This window comes from Bacillus alveayuensis (assembly GCA_030812955.1).
In the GTDB taxonomy this organism is placed as follows: Bacteria; Bacillota; Bacilli; order Bacillales; family Aeribacillaceae; genus Bacillus_CB; species Bacillus_CB alveayuensis.
This window is the reverse complement of sequence record JAUSTR010000002.1, coordinates 184,199-204,645: the sequence shown is the minus strand read 5'-3', so window position 1 is coordinate 204,645 and position 20,447 is coordinate 184,199. Positions and strand designations below refer to the sequence as shown.

The 20,447-nt window shown below is 37.2% G+C and carries 23 protein-coding genes and 1 riboswitch; of the genes, 7 read left to right on the top strand and 16 right to left on the bottom strand.

Features of this window, described 5'->3' with window-relative positions; translation table 11 throughout:
- Positions 1–117 precede the first annotated feature (117 nt).
- Positions 118–1,338, bottom strand: a complete 1,221-nt coding sequence (locus tag J2S06_RS05770) for a NupC/NupG family nucleoside CNT transporter (protein ID WP_419151645.1) — start codon at positions 1,336–1,338, stop codon at positions 118–120.
- A 228-nt stretch (positions 1,339–1,566) separates the two neighbouring features.
- The gene (locus J2S06_RS05765; protein ID WP_083978686.1) at positions 1,567–1,803 is read right to left on the bottom strand and encodes a YuzB family protein; all 237 of its coding nucleotides are present in this window, start codon (positions 1,801–1,803) and stop codon (positions 1,567–1,569) included.
- Between the two features lie 285 nt (positions 1,804–2,088).
- Between J2S06_RS05765 and J2S06_RS05760 the strand changes: the two genes are divergently transcribed.
- Positions 2,089–3,156 (top strand): NAD(P)/FAD-dependent oxidoreductase, encoded by a 1,068-nt coding sequence (locus J2S06_RS05760; RefSeq protein WP_044747065.1) that lies wholly within the window; start codon positions 2,089–2,091, stop codon positions 3,154–3,156.
- Positions 3,157–3,213: 57 nt separating this feature from the next.
- Here J2S06_RS05760 and J2S06_RS05755 read toward each other — a convergent pair whose 3' ends face one another.
- The gene (locus J2S06_RS05755) at positions 3,214–3,543 is read right to left on the bottom strand and encodes a YuzD family protein (protein WP_419151614.1); all 330 of its coding nucleotides are present in this window, start codon (positions 3,541–3,543) and stop codon (positions 3,214–3,216) included.
- 315 nt (positions 3,544–3,858) lie between these two features.
- On the opposite strand from J2S06_RS05755, the gene J2S06_RS05750 reads away from it, so the two are divergent.
- Entirely contained in the window at positions 3,859–4,095 is a 237-nt protein-coding gene (locus J2S06_RS05750) for a NifU family protein (protein WP_044747063.1), read from the top strand.
- A 36-nt stretch (positions 4,096–4,131) separates the two neighbouring features.
- On the opposite strand, the gene thrB is transcribed toward J2S06_RS05750, so the two are convergent.
- From thrB to yutH, 4 genes are all read right to left on the bottom strand, one after another.
- Positions 4,132–5,052 (bottom strand): homoserine kinase, encoded by a 921-nt coding sequence (gene thrB / locus J2S06_RS05745; RefSeq protein WP_419151613.1) that lies wholly within the window; start codon positions 5,050–5,052, stop codon positions 4,132–4,134.
- Complete coding sequence (gene thrC, locus J2S06_RS05740; protein WP_419151644.1) at positions 5,049–6,110, bottom strand: threonine synthase; 1,062 nt, start codon at positions 6,108–6,110, stop codon at positions 5,049–5,051. Before thrC ends, thrB begins: the two co-directional genes overlap by 4 nt.
- Positions 6,107–7,405, bottom strand: a complete 1,299-nt coding sequence (locus J2S06_RS05735; RefSeq protein WP_044747060.1) for a homoserine dehydrogenase — start codon at positions 7,403–7,405, stop codon at positions 6,107–6,109. Before J2S06_RS05735 ends, thrC begins: the two co-directional genes overlap by 4 nt.
- Positions 7,406–7,746: 341 nt before the next feature.
- On the bottom strand, positions 7,747–8,742 hold the full coding sequence (gene yutH, locus J2S06_RS05730; RefSeq protein WP_419151612.1) for a spore coat putative kinase YutH: 996 nt from the start codon (positions 8,740–8,742) through the stop codon (positions 7,747–7,749).
- Between the two features lie 362 nt (positions 8,743–9,104).
- On the opposite strand from yutH, the gene J2S06_RS05725 reads away from it, so the two are divergent.
- Positions 9,105–9,599: a phosphatidylglycerophosphatase A family protein gene (locus J2S06_RS05725; RefSeq protein WP_407638516.1), complete on the top strand. Its 495-nt coding sequence runs from the start codon at positions 9,105–9,107 to the stop codon at positions 9,597–9,599.
- A 240-nt stretch (positions 9,600–9,839) separates the two neighbouring features.
- On the opposite strand, the gene J2S06_RS05720 is transcribed toward J2S06_RS05725, so the two are convergent.
- Together J2S06_RS05720 and J2S06_RS05715 are read right to left on the bottom strand one after the other, a co-directional pair.
- Positions 9,840–10,610, bottom strand: a complete 771-nt coding sequence (locus J2S06_RS05720) for a TIGR01457 family HAD-type hydrolase (protein ID WP_419151611.1) — start codon at positions 10,608–10,610, stop codon at positions 9,840–9,842.
- 228 nt (positions 10,611–10,838) lie between these two features.
- Positions 10,839–11,276, bottom strand: a complete 438-nt coding sequence (locus J2S06_RS05715; protein ID WP_419151610.1) for a DUF86 domain-containing protein — start codon at positions 11,274–11,276, stop codon at positions 10,839–10,841.
- A gap of 124 nt (positions 11,277–11,400) precedes the next feature.
- Between J2S06_RS05715 and J2S06_RS05710 the strand changes: the two genes are divergently transcribed.
- Together J2S06_RS05710 and J2S06_RS05705 are read left to right on the top strand one after the other, a co-directional pair.
- A complete protein-coding gene (locus J2S06_RS05710) occupies positions 11,401–11,667 on the top strand; it encodes a DUF3055 domain-containing protein (RefSeq protein ID WP_044895896.1) in 267 nt (88 codons plus the stop codon).
- 96 nt (positions 11,668–11,763) lie between these two features.
- A complete protein-coding gene (locus J2S06_RS05705; RefSeq protein ID WP_419151609.1) occupies positions 11,764–12,048 on the top strand; it encodes a cytosolic protein in 285 nt (94 codons plus the stop codon).
- 20 nt (positions 12,049–12,068) lie between these two features.
- On the opposite strand, the gene J2S06_RS05700 is transcribed toward J2S06_RS05705, so the two are convergent.
- Positions 12,069–12,344 (bottom strand): YutD family protein, encoded by a 276-nt coding sequence (locus J2S06_RS05700; RefSeq protein WP_044895937.1) that lies wholly within the window; start codon positions 12,342–12,344, stop codon positions 12,069–12,071.
- 121 nt (positions 12,345–12,465) lie between these two features.
- Here J2S06_RS05700 and J2S06_RS05695 point away from each other — a divergent pair, with 121 nt between their 5' ends.
- Positions 12,466–13,122: a YhcN/YlaJ family sporulation lipoprotein gene (locus J2S06_RS05695; protein ID WP_419151608.1), complete on the top strand. Its 657-nt coding sequence runs from the start codon at positions 12,466–12,468 to the stop codon at positions 13,120–13,122.
- 53 nt (positions 13,123–13,175) lie between these two features.
- On the opposite strand, the gene lipA is transcribed toward J2S06_RS05695, so the two are convergent.
- Positions 13,176–14,072 carry a lipoyl synthase gene (lipA, locus tag J2S06_RS05690; protein ID WP_044895899.1) on the bottom strand — a complete coding sequence of 299 codons (897 nt, stop codon included), beginning with the start codon at positions 14,070–14,072 and terminating at the stop codon, positions 13,176–13,178.
- A 279-nt stretch (positions 14,073–14,351) separates the two neighbouring features.
- Here lipA and J2S06_RS05685 point away from each other — a divergent pair, with 279 nt between their 5' ends.
- Positions 14,352–15,269, top strand: a complete 918-nt coding sequence (locus tag J2S06_RS05685; protein ID WP_419151642.1) for a M23 family metallopeptidase — start codon at positions 14,352–14,354, stop codon at positions 15,267–15,269.
- 57 nt (positions 15,270–15,326) lie between these two features.
- Here J2S06_RS05685 and J2S06_RS05680 read toward each other — a convergent pair whose 3' ends face one another.
- The 5 genes from J2S06_RS05680 to J2S06_RS05660 all read right to left on the bottom strand — a co-directional run bounded on the left by J2S06_RS05680 (position 15,327) and on the right by J2S06_RS05660 (position 20,441).
- Entirely contained in the window at positions 15,327–15,437 is a 111-nt protein-coding gene (locus J2S06_RS05680) for a methionine/alanine import family NSS transporter small subunit (protein ID WP_419151607.1), read from the bottom strand.
- 17 nt (positions 15,438–15,454) lie between these two features.
- Entirely contained in the window at positions 15,455–16,939 is a 1,485-nt protein-coding gene (locus J2S06_RS05675) for a sodium-dependent transporter (protein WP_419151606.1), read from the bottom strand.
- 417 nt (positions 16,940–17,356) lie between these two features.
- Positions 17,357–18,904 carry a Na+/H+ antiporter NhaC family protein gene (locus J2S06_RS05670; RefSeq protein ID WP_419151605.1) on the bottom strand — a complete coding sequence of 516 codons (1,548 nt, stop codon included), beginning with the start codon at positions 18,902–18,904 and terminating at the stop codon, positions 17,357–17,359.
- Positions 18,905–19,050: 146 nt separating this feature from the next.
- A riboswitch (Lysine riboswitch) is annotated at positions 19,051–19,230 on the bottom strand.
- Positions 19,231–19,294: 64 nt separating this feature from the next.
- The gene (gene yunB, locus J2S06_RS05665; protein WP_044895902.1) at positions 19,295–20,053 is read right to left on the bottom strand and encodes a sporulation protein YunB; all 759 of its coding nucleotides are present in this window, start codon (positions 20,051–20,053) and stop codon (positions 19,295–19,297) included.
- An 85-nt stretch (positions 20,054–20,138) separates the two neighbouring features.
- The gene (locus J2S06_RS05660; protein WP_044895903.1) at positions 20,139–20,441 is read right to left on the bottom strand and encodes a YunC family protein; all 303 of its coding nucleotides are present in this window, start codon (positions 20,439–20,441) and stop codon (positions 20,139–20,141) included.
- Positions 20,442–20,447: the final 6 nt, after the last annotated feature.

Sequence of the window (20,447 nt, the reverse complement as noted above, 5' to 3'; positions counted from 1 at the left end):
GTTTTTATTAGTATAAAATGTTGGAAAAAAGTTAACAATATAAATATCCCCCGTTTTTTCATATAAATGAAAAACTCCTTGCTATTTAACGGCAAGGAGTTTTCATTTTAAAGAAAATTAGAGAACGAACATACCTGCAATGGCAGCACTTAGAAGATTAGCTAGTGTACCTGCAATGATCGCGCGAATACCTAATCGAGCGATGTCTTGACGGCGTGATGGAGCAAGCCCACCAAGCCCACCTAATAAAATCGCAATCGATGAGAGGTTGGCAAAACCACAGAGCGCAAAGGAAATGACTGCTACCGTTTTATCCGAAAGATTCGCAATTTCAGGAGCAAAATTTGAATAAGCAACAAACTCATTCACGATTAATTTTTGCCCAATAAAGCTTCCAGCTTGAAGAGCTTCTTCCCATGGAATACCTATGACGAAGGCTAGCGGTGCAAAAATATAACCTAAAATTAGTTCTAAAGATAAGTTTTCAACACCAAACCATCCGCCAATTCCACCTAAAATTCCGTTTAAAAGTGCAATTAATGCAATAAATGCTAATAGCATGGCTCCGACATTTAAAGCTAGTTGCAGCCCAGTTGAAGCCCCTCTTGCAGCAGCATCAATAACGTTAACTGAATGATCGTCATGAGCCATTTCAAAACCTTCTAATGTTTCAGGTTTTCCTGTTTCAGGAACTAGCATTTTAGCCATAACTAACCCTGCTGGGGCAGCCATAAAGCTTGCGGCAAGTAAATATTCTAACGGGACGCCTAGTGCAGCATATCCGAATAAAACAGAACCTGCAACAGATGCTAGACCACCAGTCATAACAGCGAAAAGTTCAGATTTTGTCATATTTTTTATATAAGGCATGACGACAAGCGGCGCCTCTGTTTGTCCAACGAAAATATTAGCAGCGGCAGACATAGACTCCGCTTTACTAGTTCCTAATAATTTAGAAAGAGCACCACCGATAATGCGGATCACCCATTGCATAATACCTAAATAATATAAAACCGAAATTAAGGAAGAGAAGAAAATAATGAGTGTTAATACATTAAAAGCAAAGATAAAACCAGTTTGTTGACTTGGATCAGCTAAACTGCCAAAAATAAAGGACGTACCAGCAGATGCGAAGTTAACGACTTCCTGAACCTTGCTCGTGACCCATTGAAAGGCTTGACGTCCGACATCCCATTTTAAAACAATAAACCCAAAAATAAGCTGGATGATGAGTCCACCTAATATTGTACGAGGATTTATGCTTTTTTTGTTCTCAGACAAAATAAAAGCGATTACAAAAATGACGAAAATACCTAAAATACCCCACAAAATGTTTATCACTTTTTCCACCTCAATAATCTTTTATTGACTATTTTAAAATAACAAGAACAATAAACTCTTGTCTACTACTTTTTTTCTAAATTCCTTTCCAAATTAAAACACATTTGATAAGTAAATACATATAGACCAAAAATTATTTAAATTTTATTTTTAAAGAAAATTTTTAATAAAACATGTTTGATTAATTGCCCAAAAGGACTTGGCCGTTCCTTTTGGGTCTATCCTTTAAAACATTGGATTTTCCTCTAAATACTGATAAATGTTTTTAACAAGTTCCTCTGGTGTCTCCCCTACAACGACTTCGCCATTCACTAATGCGTATAATGATTCGAAGCATTTACCACAATTTCCCAAACAGCTATACTCAACAAGATCAAGATTCGGATCCTTCTCTAATTGCTCTAAAGCTTTTTGTGACCCATTCGCTAAGTTGCTCATACAAAATTCGATAATCGGTTTCACTTTTTTTACCCTCCATAACACATACTTTAACGTATAAGTCAATCACCCGTCAAAGCAGATGAATTTCCATTTATCTCCTTCTCTAATTCAGTTATCATATTATGACAATTTTTTACCCAAAAATGTTACACCAAATTAAATAATACAATAATACATTTTGATTTTTTCCTCAAAATATTGTGATTTAGTGTCAAATTCGTTATACTTTTAATGGCATTTTATATATTATTTTTACTATTTAAATAATTTTTTCGCTGGAAAAAGAGGAAAAAGGGGAAATCCTGAATGAAAAAATTAGTGTTACTTGGCGGCGGATATGGCGGCATGCGAATACTACACCGTCTTCTTCCGAATCAATTGCCAAATGATGTCGAAATTACGTTAATTGACAAGAACCCTTATCATTGCTTAAAGACAGAATATTATGCACTGGCTGCGGGAACGATTTCAGATCAGCATGTACGTGTTTCTTTTCCTGAACACCCACAACTTCATGTTCATTATGGAGAGGTCACAGAAATAGATATAAACAACAAGATTGTTCATTTAAAGGATCAAGAGCCTATTTCTTATGATGACTTAGTAATCGGGCTTGGTTGTGAGGATAAATACCATAACGTACCAGGGGCAGAGGAATATACTTGCAGTATTCAGACGATTGATAATTCACGAGAAACATATAGAAAGTTAAACAATTTAGGTGCTGGAGCAACCGTATGTATTGTGGGGGCAGGTTTAAGCGGTGTCGAGCTTGCAAGTGAATTGCGAGAAAGTCGTCCAGATTTAAAAATTAAGCTGTTTGACCGTGGTAAAATCATTTTATCTAGCTTTCCTGAACGTTTAAGTAATTATGTTCAAAGTTGGTTTGAAGAACATGGAGTAGAAGTCATTAATGGCGCCAATATTACAAAGGTTGAACCAAATGTCGTCTATAATCATGACGAACCTGTTGAATGTGATGTCGTCGTGTGGACAGCAGGTATTCAACCAAACCGGGTTGTGCGAGAATTACCTGTCGAAAAAGACGCACAAGGCAGAGTCGTCTTAACGAAGCATCATCATTTGCCAAACGACGAGCACGTTTTTGTAGTAGGGGATTGTGCAAGTTTGCCACATGCGCCGAGTGCTCAATTAGCAGAGGCACAAGCAGAACAAATTGTGCAAGTGCTTGTGAAACGATGGAATAATGAACCACTTCCTGAAGAGTTTCCTCCATTTAAGCTAAAAGGGGTTCTTGGTTCACTCGGTAAGAAGTCAGGATTTGGAGTGGTAGGCGATCGCCCACTTATTGGACGAGTGCCAAGATTGTTAAAATCAGGAGTTCTTTGGATGTATAAATATCATAACGGATAACTATCAGCATGAAATCACTAAAAGCGGGCATTCCTACATGTCCGCTTTTTTACCTGATTATGATTCTTTTGGTTTATAGCCGTTTTTCTCCATTTCCGCATAAATGACTTTTAAATGAGGATTGCCTTCTCCTACGACGATTCCGTTAATTGACACTAATGGATAAAAATATTCATCATTTAATATTTTTTCAGCTAACTCTTTTTTCTGTTCATCTTCAGGCGGTGAATAAATGTCTATATATTCAATATAAAAAAGTTGTTCTGGGTATTTTCGAGCTAAAGCGGCTTGCAGCCATTCATATGTTTCTTTTGCAGATGGCAAATTGACACAGCTTGGACATAAAACATCCGCCCCATAAACACAAATCTCCACTGGTTTCACCAATTTTATCCCTCCTTAGCGACTTGTTATTTTTATTGTAGTCGATCACAAAGCTTTTTTCTATGAACAATGCATATCCTTAAATATCCATATTAGAAATATACAAAATGTGATACAATGAAATAGATATTCGTCACAAGTGTTGATTATCCATTATTTTACTTAAAATACAGAATCGTATGTCAGAAAAGCTAGAAATAGAGCCATCTCAACTGGTTATTATTGGTTAATCAACACGCCTGGATATTCGTAGCTATTGATTAGATTTTCTATATGGATTTGAATATAATAGAGCTAAGGGAAAGGAGTCGATTCATAATGTCAAATCAAGAAATGAAAGCACAAGTTCAAGAAGTTCTTGATAAACTTCGTCCATTCTTGCTTCGTGACGGGGGCGACTGTGAGCTTGTAGATGTGGAAGACGGTATCGTAAAGCTTCGTCTTTTAGGGGCTTGCGGAAGTTGTCCAAGCTCAACCATTACGCTAAAAGCAGGAATTGAACGCGCCTTACTAGAAGAAGTGCCAGGAATCGTCGAAGTAGAACAAGTATTTTAATATTAATAAACAGAAAGCCGGCAAGATGCCGGCTTTCTACGTATGATTTTCAACTCTTTCATAAAATACTTGGGCGCCCTTTCGCTCAACAAAAAGTGGTGTCACTTCACAATGATCAAATTCTTTTTGGAGCTTAAAAGCGATAAAATCCCCCATCCCTTTCGGTGCAAATGTTAAAATGGTCGGTCCAGCACCGCTTAAAACGGTTCCATATGCGCCGAGTTGTTTCGCTTCCCGTTGTACTTGTAGTAATTCTGGAACAAGCTTGCTGCGATAAGGTTGATGGAATAAATCGAGCTCCATCATTTTTCCTGCTAGCTCCCAATTATTTTGGATGATACTAGCTACTAGCAAATTGCTAATAGCGCTTGCTTTCACGGCATCTTGATAGCGGAATTCCTTCGGCAATGCGTTTCTCGAATCGCTTGTGTATAAATAATAAGGAGGAATGACCGCTACAATATCGACTTGAACATCATCAATCTTTACAAGATCTGTTTCATTTTCACCTATCAATCCAATGACTAGTCCACCTAATAATGATGCACCTGCATTGTCTGGATGCCCTTCAAGTGTACTAGCGAAATGAAGCTTTTCTTTTTCAGAAAGCTGAAGGTTTCCAAGTTTATTGGCAAGCTCAATTCCAGCTGCAATCGCTGCTGCACTGCTTCCTAACCCACGTGCCATTGGAATGTTGCTTTCTACTTTAACATGACAAGGAGGAAGATCTTTTCCATATTTTTCAGCAAGAGAAGCAGCAACTTTATAAATTAAATTTTCTTCTCCTTTTGGTATATCTTGAACCTCTTGGCTAAGCGGCTCAAAAAACCATTGATGCGAAGGAGAAATCGATAATGTTAAATATCGATTTAATGCTAAACCGATAGAATCAAATCCAGGACCAAGATTGGCTGTACTTCCTGGAACTCTAATCTTTAACATTTCGCCTTCTTTCATGATGTCACAACCTCTTTTAAATGCTGTAAAACGGCTTCTTTTTCATTCGGCAACACAACTGGCTTGATAGACGATACATCAATAGCTGTATTCGGATCTTTCAGGCCATTCCCTGTTAAAACGGTAACAACCGTACTGCCTTGAGGGATTTTTCCGGATTTTACATCTTTTAAAACACCAGCAATTGAAGCACATGAAGCTGGTTCTGCGAACACCCCTTCTGTCCGCGCAACAAGTTGATAGGCGTGTAGAATTTCTTCATCTGACACCATATCAATTTTTCCACCTGATTCGTTTGCTGCATTTACCGCAAACTTCCAACTAGCTGGATTACCAATTCGAATGGCTGTCGCAATGGTTTCAGGATTTTCAATGACTTGGTTTTTGACAATCGCAGCTGCTCCTTCTGCTTCAAATCCATGCATTTTTGGTAGTCCTGTTTGATGTTTTTCATGATATTCTTTAAAACCTTTCCAATAAGCTGTAATATTCCCAGCATTTCCGACAGGAATCGCTAAAATATCCGGAGCTTTTCCTAATTGGTCACATACTTCAAAAGCAGCTGTTTTTTGGCCTTCAATGCGATATGGATTAACAGAGTTGACAAGAGTGATCGGCATTTCGTTGCAAATTTCCCGAACCATTTTTAAAGCATCATCAAAATTTCCTTCAATGGCATAAATTTCGGCTCCATACATGACCGCTTGAGCCAATTTCCCAAAAGCAATTTTTCCGTTTGGAATGACAATAATACATCTCATATTAGCCCTTGCTGCATACGCAGCAGCTGCTGCAGATGTATTTCCTGTTGAAGCACACATAATCGTTGTACTTCCCTCTTCTTTCGCTTTTGCCACTGCCATAACCATTCCACGGTCTTTAAATGAACCTGTAGGATTTGTCCCCTCTGTTTTGACATATAATTCAATACCGAGCTGTTTTGACATCTTTTCCAAATAAATAAGAGGCGTATTTCCTTCATTTAAGGTTAATGAAGGAGTGTTAGCTGTAACAGGCAAATATTCTTTATAATGTTCAATTAATCCTTTCCATCTCATCCCCAACCGTTCCCTTCTACGCGATATGCACTTTTAATTTCTTTTACAACATCTAAATCGTTTAATTGCTGTAAAATTTCTTCAAAATCTTTTTTGGAAGCTTTATGTGTGACAATAACAATTTCAGCTAAATCTTTTTCTTTTAATGGGAGCTGAAGAATTTTTTCAAAGCTTACTTCTCGATTTGAGAAAAGAGAGGTAATGCTTGAAAATGCCCCCACTTGATCTTGTACATGAATACGCAAAAAGTATTGGGCAAAAATTTCTTCAGGAGACTTCATTTGCTTCTCGAATTGAGGTGAAACAGCACTTCTGCCGTTTACTCCAAGACGCATATTTTTTAACACGCCAACAAGGTCTGATACAACTGCTGTTGCTGTTGGCAAGCTGCCGGCACCTGGTCCGTAAAACATCGTTTCCCCAACTGCCTCTCCGTACACATAAACGGCATTAAACTCATCATGAACAGATGCCAATGGATGAGAATCAGGCAATAATGTCGGCTGCACACTTACCTCAACTTTATCACCAGTACGATCAGCAATTCCAATTAATTTCATCGTATAGCCAAGACGTTTACTATAATTAATATCTTCTTCGGTAATGTCCGTAATTCCTTTCACTTCAACGTCATCTAAATCAACTTCCATTGAAAATCCTAGTCTAGCTAAAATCGCCATTTTCCGTGCGGCATCTAATCCTTCAACATCAGATGTTGGATCTGCTTCTGCATAACCTAATCGCTGCGCTTCTTTTAACACTTCTTCATACGGACTTCCGAATTTAGACATTTTCGTTAAGATAAAATTTGTCGTTCCGTTCACAATTCCCATCATTTTCGTTATACGATCAGAAGCAAGGCCATCAACGAGACTTCTTATAATAGGAATACCACCTGCAACACTTGCTTCATAAAATAAATCACAGCCGTTTTCTGTTGCGGTTTTCAAAAGTTGTGTTCCATAAACGGCCATTAAATCTTTGTTGGCTGTAACGACATGTTTCTTACGGCTTAACGCTTCTAATAGATAGTTCTTTGTATGCTCAATTCCGCCCATCACTTCAATAATGACGTCGATGTCAGGATCTTCAATGACTTCTGATACATTTGTTGTCAATACGGAAGGATCAATATCTACTTGTCGATGTTTATGAATATTTTGTACTAATACTTTTTTTATTTTCACAGGACAACCGATTAAATGCATAAGCTTATCCTGATGATCTTCGATAATTTTGACTACACCACTTCCAACCGTTCCAAGCCCAAGCAATCCAACGTAAATCGTTTTCACTGTTTCATCTCCCTTTACCGTTTATTTATAGTGAACAATTGTCCTTTTGTAAAAGACATTACCGTGTTATTAGTCATTATAAATACGATCTAATTATTTTACAAGAGGGAATTTTCAGTCCTTAGTTATTGAAAACGCTTCAATACTGTTTTTTTTTCATAGGCTGTTTTCGTAAACTTTGTCGCTTGCCTGGACAGTCGAAAAGCTATGGTTGTAAAGCAACAATCTTTTAGAAAAGAGCCTTTTCATAAAAAACAGGTCAGACCATTCGTCTGACTCATAAGCTATATTGATTGATTGACCGTTCCTTATAAATAATCGACAACATACTTTTTGTTCTTTCATGATGGAGATAGCCAGTGGATTCTCGGTAAATATATTTTCCTTGTTCTCATCGAAAGAAGTGATGAAAAGGAAGAAATATAACGCTCATATTTTCCTGATTCTTGCAGCATTTTTTCTAGCTTCTTTTCATATTCGTCTCTGTATTCTTCTTTTGATAAATAATAATTCTCAATACACTCAAAATAATGAAGAGGAAATAGCAAACGGCTATATACTAACCGCCAAAAAAATGAAGAAAGACGAGCGGTTCGGTCATAATCCTCTAAAAAAGCGGCGTCAAACACTTCGTTATTTTTATCAAATTGATCACGAATATATTCAGCAAGATCTCTCCCTGCATGATCAAAAACCCATTCTGTTGGAATTTTGCAGCCTGGGCTTTTCCATGTTTCAGAAGTAAAACGATGATGACAAATAGTCGCTGCATCAACTGGCTGCGGTTCATCATCAATCTCCGTATCAACAAGGTATTGGATCGCATTTTCACATAAACCTAAATAGTACGGGAATGATTCAACAAACATTTTATCAAAATGATTTAAAGGCTGGATGTTTACTTTCCCTCTCCAAAATACTTCTAATTGATCTAGCCTTTGTTCCCACAATGATTTCCACTTTCCAATCCGATTCGTTTTGGATATTTTAACAGCTAAAGTTCGGCCTTTTTGATGAAATTGAGCTAAGCTCCTTCCAAGAGAATATACTTTTGATGGTCCGGAGTAAAACGGTACTTGTAAAAGAACAAACTTCTCTTTTTCGTAATAAAAGGAAAGGGTTCCTTGCTTTGTTAATAAAAACATTGCAACATTTCGCTCTTTATTCTCTAATAAATGCTGTCCCATTTGATACATTTCATATAGTTCATCTTCTTCTAAGTGTGAAACCGGAACGATCATACAAATCTTTCTTCTTGTCCGAAAAGCTTTGTACTGTCCATAATCAAAAAATTGTAATACGGTTAATCCAAATGTCTCTTCAATAACATTTTTCATCGTTGTTCCCCCAAAATTTGTTCTTATCATTAAGTTAGTGTCTTTTCCAAATGAATATGAATATTTTTAGCAAACTGAAACAACACTTCCTAATAAAACAATGGTCGTCTTGCGGAAGGCTGTTTTCGTAAACATTGTTGCTTTTCGACTGAATATAAACCGAACAAAGCACGAGGTCTGACAAATATACAATCATGTCAAGCTATAACGTGTCGCAAGCGTATCGCTTGCCTGACAGTCGAAAATTTATCGTATCGTAAAGCAACAATCTTTTAGAAAAGAGCCTTCGGAAAAAATATAAAAAAATCACACATGTTCTAAGTTTTGGCGTATAAAATATTAAAAAAGATTGGGTGAAGCAGATGGAGAAAAAAATGAATCAATTGGAAAAAACAGCCCGTAAATGGCTCGAGGAAAGAGGAGTAAAACCAGAACAAATAGCGGAGCTTGTTTATTACTTACAACAAAATTATCATACTAATTTAACGATGGATGAATGTTTGGAAAACGTTGACCGTGTCCTTAGAAAGCGTGAGGTGCAAAATGCAATATTAACAGGAATACAGTTTGACCTTTTAGCAGAGCAAGGTAAGCTGGAGGAGCCGCTTCAATCGATTATTCTATCTGATGAAGGTTTGTATGGTATTGATGAAGTGCTAGCCTTTTCGATTGTTAATATATACGGTTCCATTGGCTTTACAAACTATGGATTCATTGATAAACAAAAACCTGGTGTTTTAAAGTATTTAAACGATAAAAGTACAGGCATGTGCCATACCTTTTTAGATGATATCGTTGGTGCTATTGCTGCTGCTGCCTCTAGCCGTTTAGCACACCGGGCAGCTAATACCGAATAATTTAAAAAGCATCCTCAGGCGTGTTGATTAACCAATAATAACCAGTTGAGATGGCTCTATTTCTAGCTTTTCTGCCGGAGTCGGCAAGCGAATCTCTTGCCGACTCCGGCAGAAAAGCTTGTGTTCAGCCATACGATTCTGTATGTTTAAGTAAAATAATGGATAATCAACACTTGTGAAGCACCCTATTATCGATGAGGGTGCTTCAGCTTTTTAATTTGACATCATTTTTCTTTATGGTTAAATATAAGGAATCCATTCCTCAAGGGAATCTACGCTATAGGTTGGCTTTTCTTTTTTTTCTTTTAAATGTTCTTTTGTTGTCACTCCTGTATGAACAAGAAGTGTATCAATTCCTGCATTCATTCCAGCTTTAATATCTGTGTCATAGTTGTCGCCGACCATTAGCGTCTCTTCCTTTTTCGTACCAAGAACTTTTAAAGCTTGCTCCATAATGATCGGCTCCGGTTTTCCGATAAATATTGGTTGGACAGTTGTTGAAACGGTAATAACGGAGGTAAGAGAGCCATTCCCTGGTAATAACCCCCGCTCTGTTGGAATTGCAATATCCCCATTTGTAGAAATAAAAGCGGCTCCGTTTCTTACAGCTAGACAGGCTTTCGCCAACTTTTCATAATTAATCTTACGGTCAATTCCAATCACAACAAAGTCGGGATTATCATCCTCAAATGTAAACCCTTTTTCTAACAATGCCTGTTGTATGCCTTCTTCCCCGATTACATAAACTTTTGCATCCTTTTTTCTCCCATAAATAAAATTAGCTGTAGCCAAACTTGTTGTAAATACTTGTGACTCTTCGGCAGGAATTTCAAAGCTAATTAGCTTTTCCGCCACTTGTTTAGGTGTACGAGATGAGTTATTCGTGACAAATAAATACGGAATTTCTTTTTCTCTCAATCGTTTAACGAATTTACTCGCTTCTTCAATTTTTTCCGTTCCTTTGTACATCGTTCCGTCTAGATCAATTAAATACCCTTTATAATGCTTCATTTCGTTTCTCTCCTCTTATAAAAAGGCTGTTTTCGTAAACTTTGTCGCTTGCTTATGACAGTCGAAAAGCTATAGTAAAGCAACAATTTTTGCGAAAAAGCCTGTAAAAATTATATCACATAAAGAAAACGCCTTCTCAAAGAAAGCGTTTCCCAATTTTTTTCGTGAAGCAGTTTTTGAAAAAGTAATATTGGCCCAATCCTTACTGCTTCACTCCTTCAATCTTGATTATTTTCGAAAAGCGGATACTGGTCCTAATTCATTTTCTAAATAAAATCGAATTTGCTCCGGAAAGCGTTTTAAAGCAGCCATTTGTTTTTTGACTGTATGTAGCAGCTCATCATGATTAATTTGCAAATAGTGTTGAACAAGCTGTTTTCGGTGCATAATTACTTCTTTCAGCGCTATTGCATCATGTTCAGCAATGACTTGTTCATCTTGTAAAATGTCAATAATATCTTCAAAGCTTCCTGGATCACGCATAATAAATCCATCAATCATCGCATTTCCAACATCTAATATAGCTTCAATAACCATTTGAACCATTCGTTCTAACGCTTTTTTTTCAACATCCGAAGTCCAGCCCTTTTGTTTTTCAAAAATCGCTAATGTATCTTCTAAATATTTTAACATTTGTTCAATTTTCTCGCGATCGACAAAATACATGAAAATTTCCCCCTATAAATACTATGCATTTTTATTTTATCACATAGTTACGGTTCGTTTACAAATGTTCGAATGAAAATGTGATACAATCCATTTAGAACATTTTTTATGGGAGGTTATCATTTTGGACGAACGCTATTACTTATATGACGAAACAGTTGATGCAAAAGTTCGTTTCGTCAGCTTTATGGGCCATAATGAACGTTTTGATTTAGCGATTATTCAGACAGATCGATACTACGGGAAATACCTTGTTTTAAACTTGCTTAGCGACCGCTTTGCTATCATTGGAGAAGATGACTTAAAGGAGCCTGGATATCTTGAGCATGCATTTCAATTAAGCGACGAAAATGCAAAAGAATTGCGGGAGTTTTTATATGAAATTGTGTAAAACATAGCAACTGTTCATTCTTGCGTCTGAATAAGTTTGTTCATTCGTGGAACGATATGCACGAGAGGAGAGAAAATATATTGGAAGGTGACAGCCATGGGTGATCAAAAAAGAAGACAATACAGCGATTTTTCAAACGTTGAAACGATGCGTAATTTTTTAATTCCCGAAGGCCTGCCAGAAGGTGCTTATGGTTCTCCACGAAACAAATATGAACCGGTAGAGAATAAAAGCTCTCCTTGGGAAGAAGGTCAACAACATTACAGTGCCTTCAATTATGAATTTAGATCCTTTCATCAAGATTTGCCAAGACAGGACCCTGGAAGCCATCCACCCCATGATGATCCTTCACAAAATGAACAACCGCCATATGAATCATAAGTCGAAGCAGCTGCTTCGACTTATACATGAACTTTTTTCAAAACAAAATAGGCACAACCGTAATTACAATATTCATACAAATATTCATCTAATGTGCTAATTTTTGTATCATATGTGGCTTTTTGATTTTGATCATCGTAAAACCCGCGTAATCTTAACTGATTATATCCCCAATCCCCGACAATATAATCATATTTATTTAAAATTTCGCTGTATCTTTCTTTAAACGCTTCTTCGTTAAAGCCATTTTTAAACTCTTTTACTAATTGGTAATGTTGATTATGAATGGTAATCATGAAGGACTCCACCTTTTTCGATGCTCTTTTCTTTTTATGATAAACGAATGTAAAATCCCCATCAATTACTAACAACTTTTTTCTCCCTATTGGTCAATCTATCAATAGGAGGTGTTAAATCATGATCAAATCAGTTTTATCAGCTTGTCTTTTAGGATTATTGTTATTAACAGGCTGCCAGTATGATGACAATGATCTTGGAATGTATAAAGAAAATGGTAATACCATTAACGTTACAGATCGAAATGAATTATACAATGAAGATGATATGAATAATGGAAATGATGATGATGATGCAGGTCATTTCGGTTATGTAAGGCATCAAAAAAGTCCGGTTGCCGGCTACGAAAAGCTTTCTACCGAAACCCCAGCCATTAACCGTGAGCAAATGGCCAATGTTATTAGTACATTAGCCGTTCAGCTGCCAAACGTTCAGGATGTAGCAACACTTGTTACGGATGATGAAGTATTAGTTTGGTATCAAACGAATTCCGATAATCGTTTTGAAACTGCTGATCAAGTGAAAAAGACAGCGATCTCTGTTGTTCCAAGATATTATCATGTGTATGTAACAGATAACCCGAATCTTATTAGACAAATCGAATCTTATAGTCAAATGGATACAGATTCATTGAAAATAGACCGAAGCATAGATAATCTTATTCAAGAAATGTTAAAATCTCCGCAAGGCCGAAAGCTTAACACAGGTGAAAATGAAAATGGAGAAGGCTATGGAGAAATGAATGAAAACCTCGATAAAGATATGAAAGACCGCTAAAAGGAAAAAGCAATCGGAATGCATGTTCGTTCCCCGATTGCTTTTTCTTTTTTCTACGCTTTTGCTTGGCGCTGTTTAGCCGCTTCATTGACTTGCTCATCAGCATGATAAGAAGAACGGACGAGTGGACCTGCTTCTACATGGCTAAAACCTTTGGATAGCGCAATTTCTTTTAATTCTATAAACTCATCTGGATGGTAATATTTTTGAACTTTTAAATGCTTTTTCGTTGGTTGTAAATATTGCCCAATCGTCATAATATCTACATAATTTGCTCTCAAGTCGTCCATTGCTTCAATAATTTCCTCTTTTGTTTCGCCAAGACCGATCATAATACTTGATTTTGTTGGGATATCTGGCTGCATTTCTTTAGCTCTTCTTAAAAATTCCAATGAACGTTCATACGTAGCACGAGCCCGTACTCTAGGTGTTAAGCGGCGCACGGTTTCGATATTATGGTTTAAAATGTCCGGGCGTGCATCCATTAATGTTTTTAAATTCTCGTAAACACCTCCCATATCCGAAGGGAGAACTTCAATTGTTGTAAATGGATTTTTTTTACGAACAGCCCGAACTGTTTCAGCAAAAACAGCAGCTCCTCCGTCCTTTAAATCATCACGCGCAACAGCTGTTATTACGACATGCTTTAAATTCATTAAATAAACGGATTCTGCCACACGTTCAGGCTCTTGCCAATCCAATTCAGTCGGAAGACCTGTTTTAACAGCACAGAAACGACAAGCGCGAGTACAGACGCTTCCTAAAATCATAAATGTTGCGGTTCTCCTTACAGCCCAGCATTCATGAATATTGGGGCATTTCGCTTCTTCACAGACCGTGTGAAGCTTATGGTCACGCATGAGCTTTTTCAAGCCGGTGTAGTTTTCGTTTGTATTTAATTTTATTTTAAGCCATTCAGGCTTACGTAAATATTCTTCTTTTTTTGCCATATGCAAATCACTCCAGTATGTAGTTAATGAACGATCAAAACGAAATGGTGGAAACAAAAATTCAAATACTATAGACAATTTAACATAACGGGAGGTAATGAACAAGGAAAAGCATTTTTCATAATTTCTAACATTTTCTTATAATGAAAAACGCTCCTTATACCAAACTAAACATATGAAATAGTGGGAAAGGAGTTAGCATACGTGTTTTTCAAACAAATGATGATCTTCATTTTACTTATCGCTTTCTTCACTAAAAATATAGAAGCCGCAATACAAATGGATGAAAAAAAACGCAATCAAGAACGGTTAAGTCTTTACAGAAAAGTTGAAGCCATCACGCAAATACCTTGGTATGTATTAGCAGCGGTTGACCAATATGAACGGAACGTACGTCGAGTTCGAAAGGACATTCCAAAAGAAGTAGGCTTAATCGGGATTTATATTCCACCTGAAAAATGGGCAGGGCCTTCCAATCCTCATTATGATGATCAAAGCCCTGTAAGCATTCAGATTTTTGGAGGTATGGGTAAAGATGGAAACGGGGATGGGAAAGCGGATCGGACAAATGACGAGGATGTTTTATATACATTTGCCGATTATTTGTCTTCGTATGGCATTGACCTTGAAAACATAAAAATTGCTTTATGGGATTATTACCAACGTGATAAAACAGTTGGGATCATCATAGGTCATATAAAAATATACAAGCATTTTGGCCATTTAAATTTATTTGAGCATGCATTTCCAGTTCCATTAAAGGCAAATTACAGCTATCGAAGCACCTGGGGAGACGCAAGAGGCTGGGGCGGTAGAAGAATTCATGAAGGAACAGACATTTTTGCTAGTTACGGTGTTCCTGTTCGTGCAACATGCTACGGCATTGTGGAAATGAAAGGGTGGAATCGCTATGGCGGTTGGCGAATAGGAATTCGAGATATCAATAATACGTATCATTATTTCGCCCATTTGAACGGCTTCTCTAAAGACCTTCATGTCGGTCAGATTGTAAAGCCTGGTCAACTGATCGGTTCAGTTGGCAGCTCTGGATATGGTCCACCTGGAACGGCTGGAAAGTTCCCACCCCATTTACATTATGGTATGTACAAAGACAACGGTCGTACTGAATGGTCTTTTGATCCTTATCCCCATTTACGTTTATGGGAACGCCAAGAACGACAAAAATCAATGAAATAAAAAAAGCTGAGACAAAGGACATTTATTGTCCCCTTTGTTCAGCCTTTCGTATTTGAATTAATTTTTTTGGCGACGGGCTTTCACAACAGCATTTGTAATACTAACTGCTAGCCCTCCCCAAATAATGACAACTCCTAAAACCATCATCATAACGGCACTTGTACTCATTATGATACCCCCTTATCTTAAGAGTTTAAGTGCTGAGACTTTTTCTTAATGGAGAATAGGACACCGATCAAAATGGCACCTAAGGCAACACTCCAACCAGAACTAAATATAAATTCACGTGGATAGTCTCCATACTCTGAAGTTAAGTTTGTACGAAGGTTATCAAACATCATATATCCTAACACGGCAGGTGTAATGACCGCTAAGCAAATTCTCCACCATAATCCAAGCTTTATGTCTGAAACAGCATCCGCATGGCTTTGGAAGCTTTTCAGCTCTTTAACAATCCATGCGACCGTAATAACTTCAAACAAACCAGCAAGAGCAACTCCAAAATTATTAATAAAGTAATCAGCAACATCTAAATAGAATAAACCGCCTTGTGTTGCAAATAAAAGGGAAATGATTGCTGCAATTCCTCCTCCAAGAACTACAGATGTTGTACGAGAAACGTTAAACTTTTCTTGAACACCAGCAACATATGTTTCAATAATGGAAATTAAGGATGACAACCCTGCTAGCACTAAACACGCAAAGAATAAAAAGCCGAATAACCCATTTAAAGCAGGAAGCTGATTGATGATTTGTGGGAATACTACGAACGCTAATCCTACGCCTCCTGATACAACTTCTTTTACAGGAACACCAGCTTGAGCTGCCATGAAACCTAAAGCACTAAATACTCCAATACCTGCTAACAATTCAAAAGCTGAGTTACTAAAGCCAGTTATAAAAGCATTGTTTGTAATATCTGATTTTTTTGGCAAGTAGCTTGAGTAAGTAATCATAATGGCAAACGCAATGGATAAACTAAAGAAAATTTGTCCATAAGCAGCTACCCAAACTTTACCATCGGCTATTTTCGTCCAATCTGGTTTAAAGAATGCATCAAGACCAGCTGCTGCACCATCTAACGTGAGGGCGCGAACGACGATAATTAAAAACATGACAACTAACGCTGGAATAAAGATTTTGTTTGCTAGCTCTATTCCCTTTTTTACTCCGGCAATTAATACGCCAAGGGTAATGACCCAAACAATAACAAGTGGAATGATGACACTTGGGACGATGCTCCCCATTTGTCCTGGAGCTTCCGCAAGTTTTAAATATTCGGAAAATAAAAATCCTTCTGTATCTTCTCCCCAGGTTAATTTAAAAGAAAATACGGCATAGGCCATCGCCCAAGCGATAATAACTGCATAATAAGTAGAAATAACAAATGAGATCGCTACTTGCCACCAGCCAAGCCACTCAGTTCCTTTACTTAGCCGAGAGAATGATGTAGGTGCTGATCCCCTAAATTTATGCCCCATTGTAAACTCAAGAATTAACAATGGAATACCTGCGGTTAATAGGGCAAATAAATACGGTAAAAAGAATGCTCCTCCACCATTTTCATAAGCTGTTGCTGGAAATCGCCAAATGTTGCCTAATCCAACAGCAGACCCAACTGCCGCTAAAATAAAGCCAGCCCTAGTTCCCCATTGTGGTCGATTCTCCATAAATTGACCCTCCTTTGATTTTTTCGTTTTATTACGGTTTTCGAAAGTTAAATATTTTCTGATTATTTAACATAATATATACATAGTATATCTTTAATTTATACCATATGTCAAAGACATTTTTTAAAAATAGTATTTTAAAATGATTTTTTTATTGAGCATTTTGTCTCCAAGTTGTTTTTATATATAATTTTCTTACCTTTTAAAATTTTTCAACAACTATAAAGTTATAAAATTCAATGAATGTTATTTTTTTCATATAATTCTTTATTAAATTGTGTAGTAAGAATTGCTATTATTTAAAGGCTGTGTTCGTAAATTTTGTTACTTTTCGACTGTCTATGAACCAACAAAGCACGTGGTCGAACAAATCTCATTTGTCCGACCATCGACTTTTACAATGCCCCTTTTTAACATTTAAGCTGTTTGTTTTGCTCTTTTCACAAAGAACATGGAGAAAAGAACAATGGCAATGATGACAACGGCTAAACCAATGATTGTACTTCCTGTCATTCCTAATACGAAGTATCCTATCGCTGCCATTATACCGCCAATGATCGCATATGGTAATTGTGTTAATACATGATCAATATGATGGCTTCCTGCTCCTGTGGAAGAAAGAATGGTTGTATCGGAAATTGGCGAGCAATGGTCACCTAATACAGAACCTGCAAGAACGGCTGCCATGGCAGGTAACAATAGGCTAATATCCGTTGCTGCCGTTAAATCTCCTGCAATTGGAAGCATAATACCAAATGTTCCCCATGAAGTACCTGTTGCAAAGGCCATAAAAGCTGATAGGATGAAAAGGATGACCGGTAAATAGGAAACATTTAATTTCGATTCTTTTACAAGTCCTGCTAAATAAGTACCTGTTTCTAATTGACCTATTAAATCAACGATTGTCCAAGCAAAAATTAAAATATAAATAGCCGGAAGCATCGATTTCATGCCTTCTATAAATCCTTTTGGCAAATAGCTGCCTTGAATTCCTTTTGCAAAATATATAATCAATGTTATAACTAAACCAAAAATGCCGCCATAGAAAAGGGATTTTGAAACATCAGTGTTTTCAAAAATGGTCAAGATAGTCGCTTCATCTGGAACAGCCTTATAGCCGGTCCAAATCATAGCCGATACTGTTCCAATTACTAAGGCAATAATCGGCCATAGAAGATTGCCAACTGTTCCTTTTTCACTAATAGGTAAGGTATCCTTTACTTCTCCAATTGGCTCTTTATTTGGATCTACAACCTCACCTGTTTCGATTGCACGCATTTCATGTGCTTTCATCGGTCCAATATTAATATTGAACAATGCTACAATAAAAACAATCAATAAAGCTGAAAAAACATAAAAATTCATCGGAATCATGGCAATAAATGCTGACAATGCCGTATATTCACTTACCTGATGTGCAGTTATAATGGTGCCGATAATCGCAATAATGTACGCACCCCAGCTTGAAATTGGGGAAACGACACAAACCGGTGCAGATGTGGAGTCGATAATATATGCAAGCTTCGCCCTAGAAACTTTTTGGCAATCGGTTATGTGACGTGTCACTTGACCGACAGCAAGCGCATTAAAATAATCATCTATGAAAATAATAATTCCTAACAGCGCTGCCGTAATTTGGGCACCAACACGCGATTTCACACGCTTTTGAGCCCATTCACCAAAAGCCCGACTACCTCCGGAGATCGAGATCAACGCTGTAATAATACCAAGAATGAGTAAGAATAATAAAATATATACATTCCACGTGTTGACCTCGCCATCTGACCAAAAAACGGCTTTAAATGCATTGAAAATGGTTACTAACGAACTTCGTATAGAAAATTCATTAATAATCAGTGCTGCTGAAAGAATCCCGATACCTAATGATAATAAGACACGACGGGTTATGAGAACCATGACGATCGCAATAATAGGCGGGATAATTGAATAAATTGTACCAACCATAGAAGATCTCCTCCATCATGAATTTACGGAGGGCGATGTTCGAGAAAGAAAATAACAGAGAGAAGTGAAAATGACGGAAAAAACGGGTAATGATAGAAAATAACTATCATTACCCGTTTGATGTGTAATGTATGTTATCCTCCATCACGATCAGTAGCCCTCCATTATAGGGTCGTCCTATAATGACAGTGTTACCCTTATTCAAGGCAACCCCAGCAAAAAAAGCGTGACGTCTTTTTTTGCTTCGGCGAAAAATCCTTTCAACCATGGTCATCGTTGTCATCCTCCCATTGTTTACTCATATGTTTCGCGCCTCTACCTCATCTAGGAGACAAGGTAAATATTCAATTGTACGTTAAGCATTTTACCAAGAGAGAATCATATTTTCAACTATGGATTTATTGGTAAATCGATGGAAGGATTCGAATTCCCATTTCCATTATAAAATTGCGGCACATCTCCTTGAACGGCACGGAAGGCAATCGGAATTGTATTTTCAACAGTCGTTGTAGAGGTTGCAAATGGGATAACAACCTGTACATTCACGGTTACATGAACAGAAATTTCAATGAGCGCATTATTAATTCCATATGGTTCAATGGATTTCTTTACGTCTGAAACTACATTTCCAATGACGTAAAATCGAACAGGGACCCGTGGACCTAAGTTCCCTAACAATGCATTATTAGTTGCTTGACCAAGTGGGATATAATAAATAATTCCTTCCTCTTCCGGTTCTCCTTCTGTTTCAACTTCAATATCCGGAATGTCTAATACATCAATATTTCCTTTTTCAGCTTCTCGTAAATTGCGTTGAACCTTTTGTGTGATTTTTGCTAAAATACTGTTCACCATTTGGGCATTAAAATCAATGGTTGTTACTTTTCCGTTTTCATCCGTCTCAACAACGATTAGCTTATTGACATCGACCTCATCATTAATTTGCTTATTAATGGCATTATTAATCACAAGAGTAGCAATTCGTTTTGTTTCTGTTTCCGCAACACTGACTAATGTCGGTTCTATTCCTTTATTAATGATCCATAACCCGCCTGCCGTTGAAAAAATAAAAAAAACAAATGTTAATAAAAACACATATCGAAATGGAAGTGGACCTCTTTTGGGGAGACGTCTTCGCTTTTTCAACATAACAAAATCCCCCTTTCCTTGCTATATGTATGCAAAGATGGGGGAGTGTACGCATATGATTTTATCTGTTCATTAGAATTGAAATTTACACCATTTTTAGTAAGGCATCTCTTCCCTTCAGTCCTCGATGAATACCAAGTTTTTCTGCTTCATATGTGACAGATTCAAGAGGAGCTTCAAGTAGCTGATCTATTGTACGAACTCCCACAGCACGTCCAGCAACAACTCCTCGATCTTTTAACCTTTCGTTTAGTAAATGAACATCCAATGCACCACACATAATATACCCCTTTTCGCTCATGACTGCTAAAAAATTCGTTTTCGGGAGATGAATTGTAATGGCTGTAAACGGATGATGATCGATCATAATAGGTTTTAATGTAACCATCCTCAT

Coding starts and splice junctions, on each gene's coding strand:
- J2S06_RS05760 (WP_044747065.1), top strand. CDS start 2,089: ATGAAAAAATTAGTGTTACTTGGCGGCGGATATGGCGGCATGCGAATA.
- J2S06_RS05750 (WP_044747063.1), top strand. CDS start 3,859: ATGTCAAATCAAGAAATGAAAGCACAAGTTCAAGAAGTTCTTGATAAA.
- thrB (WP_419151613.1), bottom strand. CDS start 5,052: ATGAAAGAAGGCGAAATGTTAAAGATTAGAGTTCCAGGAAGTACAGCC.
- thrC (WP_419151644.1), bottom strand. CDS start 6,110: ATGAGATGGAAAGGATTAATTGAACATTATAAAGAATATTTGCCTGTT.
- yutH (WP_419151612.1), bottom strand. CDS start 8,742: ATGAAAAATGTTATTGAAGAGACATTTGGATTAACCGTATTACAATTT.
- J2S06_RS05725 (WP_407638516.1), top strand. CDS start 9,105: ATGGAGAAAAAAATGAATCAATTGGAAAAAACAGCCCGTAAATGGCTC.
- J2S06_RS05720 (WP_419151611.1), bottom strand. CDS start 10,610: ATGAAGCATTATAAAGGGTATTTAATTGATCTAGACGGAACGATGTAC.
- J2S06_RS05715 (WP_419151610.1), bottom strand. CDS start 11,276: ATGTATTTTGTCGATCGCGAGAAAATTGAACAAATGTTAAAATATTTA.
- J2S06_RS05705 (WP_419151609.1), top strand. CDS start 11,764: ATGGGTGATCAAAAAAGAAGACAATACAGCGATTTTTCAAACGTTGAA.
- J2S06_RS05700 (WP_044895937.1), bottom strand. CDS start 12,344: ATGATTACCATTCATAATCAACATTACCAATTAGTAAAAGAGTTTAAA.
- J2S06_RS05695 (WP_419151608.1), top strand. CDS start 12,466: ATGATCAAATCAGTTTTATCAGCTTGTCTTTTAGGATTATTGTTATTA.
- lipA (WP_044895899.1), bottom strand. CDS start 14,072: ATGGCAAAAAAAGAAGAATATTTACGTAAGCCTGAATGGCTTAAAATA.
- J2S06_RS05685 (WP_419151642.1), top strand. CDS start 14,352: ATGGATGAAAAAAAACGCAATCAAGAACGGTTAAGTCTTTACAGAAAA.
- J2S06_RS05680 (WP_419151607.1), bottom strand. CDS start 15,437: ATGAGTACAAGTGCCGTTATGATGATGGTTTTAGGAGTTGTCATTATT.
- J2S06_RS05675 (WP_419151606.1), bottom strand. CDS start 16,939: ATGGAGAATCGACCACAATGGGGAACTAGGGCTGGCTTTATTTTAGCG.
- J2S06_RS05670 (WP_419151605.1), bottom strand. CDS start 18,904: ATGGTTGGTACAATTTATTCAATTATCCCGCCTATTATTGCGATCGTC.
- yunB (WP_044895902.1), bottom strand. CDS start 20,053: ATGTTGAAAAAGCGAAGACGTCTCCCCAAAAGAGGTCCACTTCCATTT.
- J2S06_RS05660 (WP_044895903.1), bottom strand. CDS start 20,441: ATGGTTACATTAAAACCTATTATGATCGATCATCATCCGTTTACAGCC.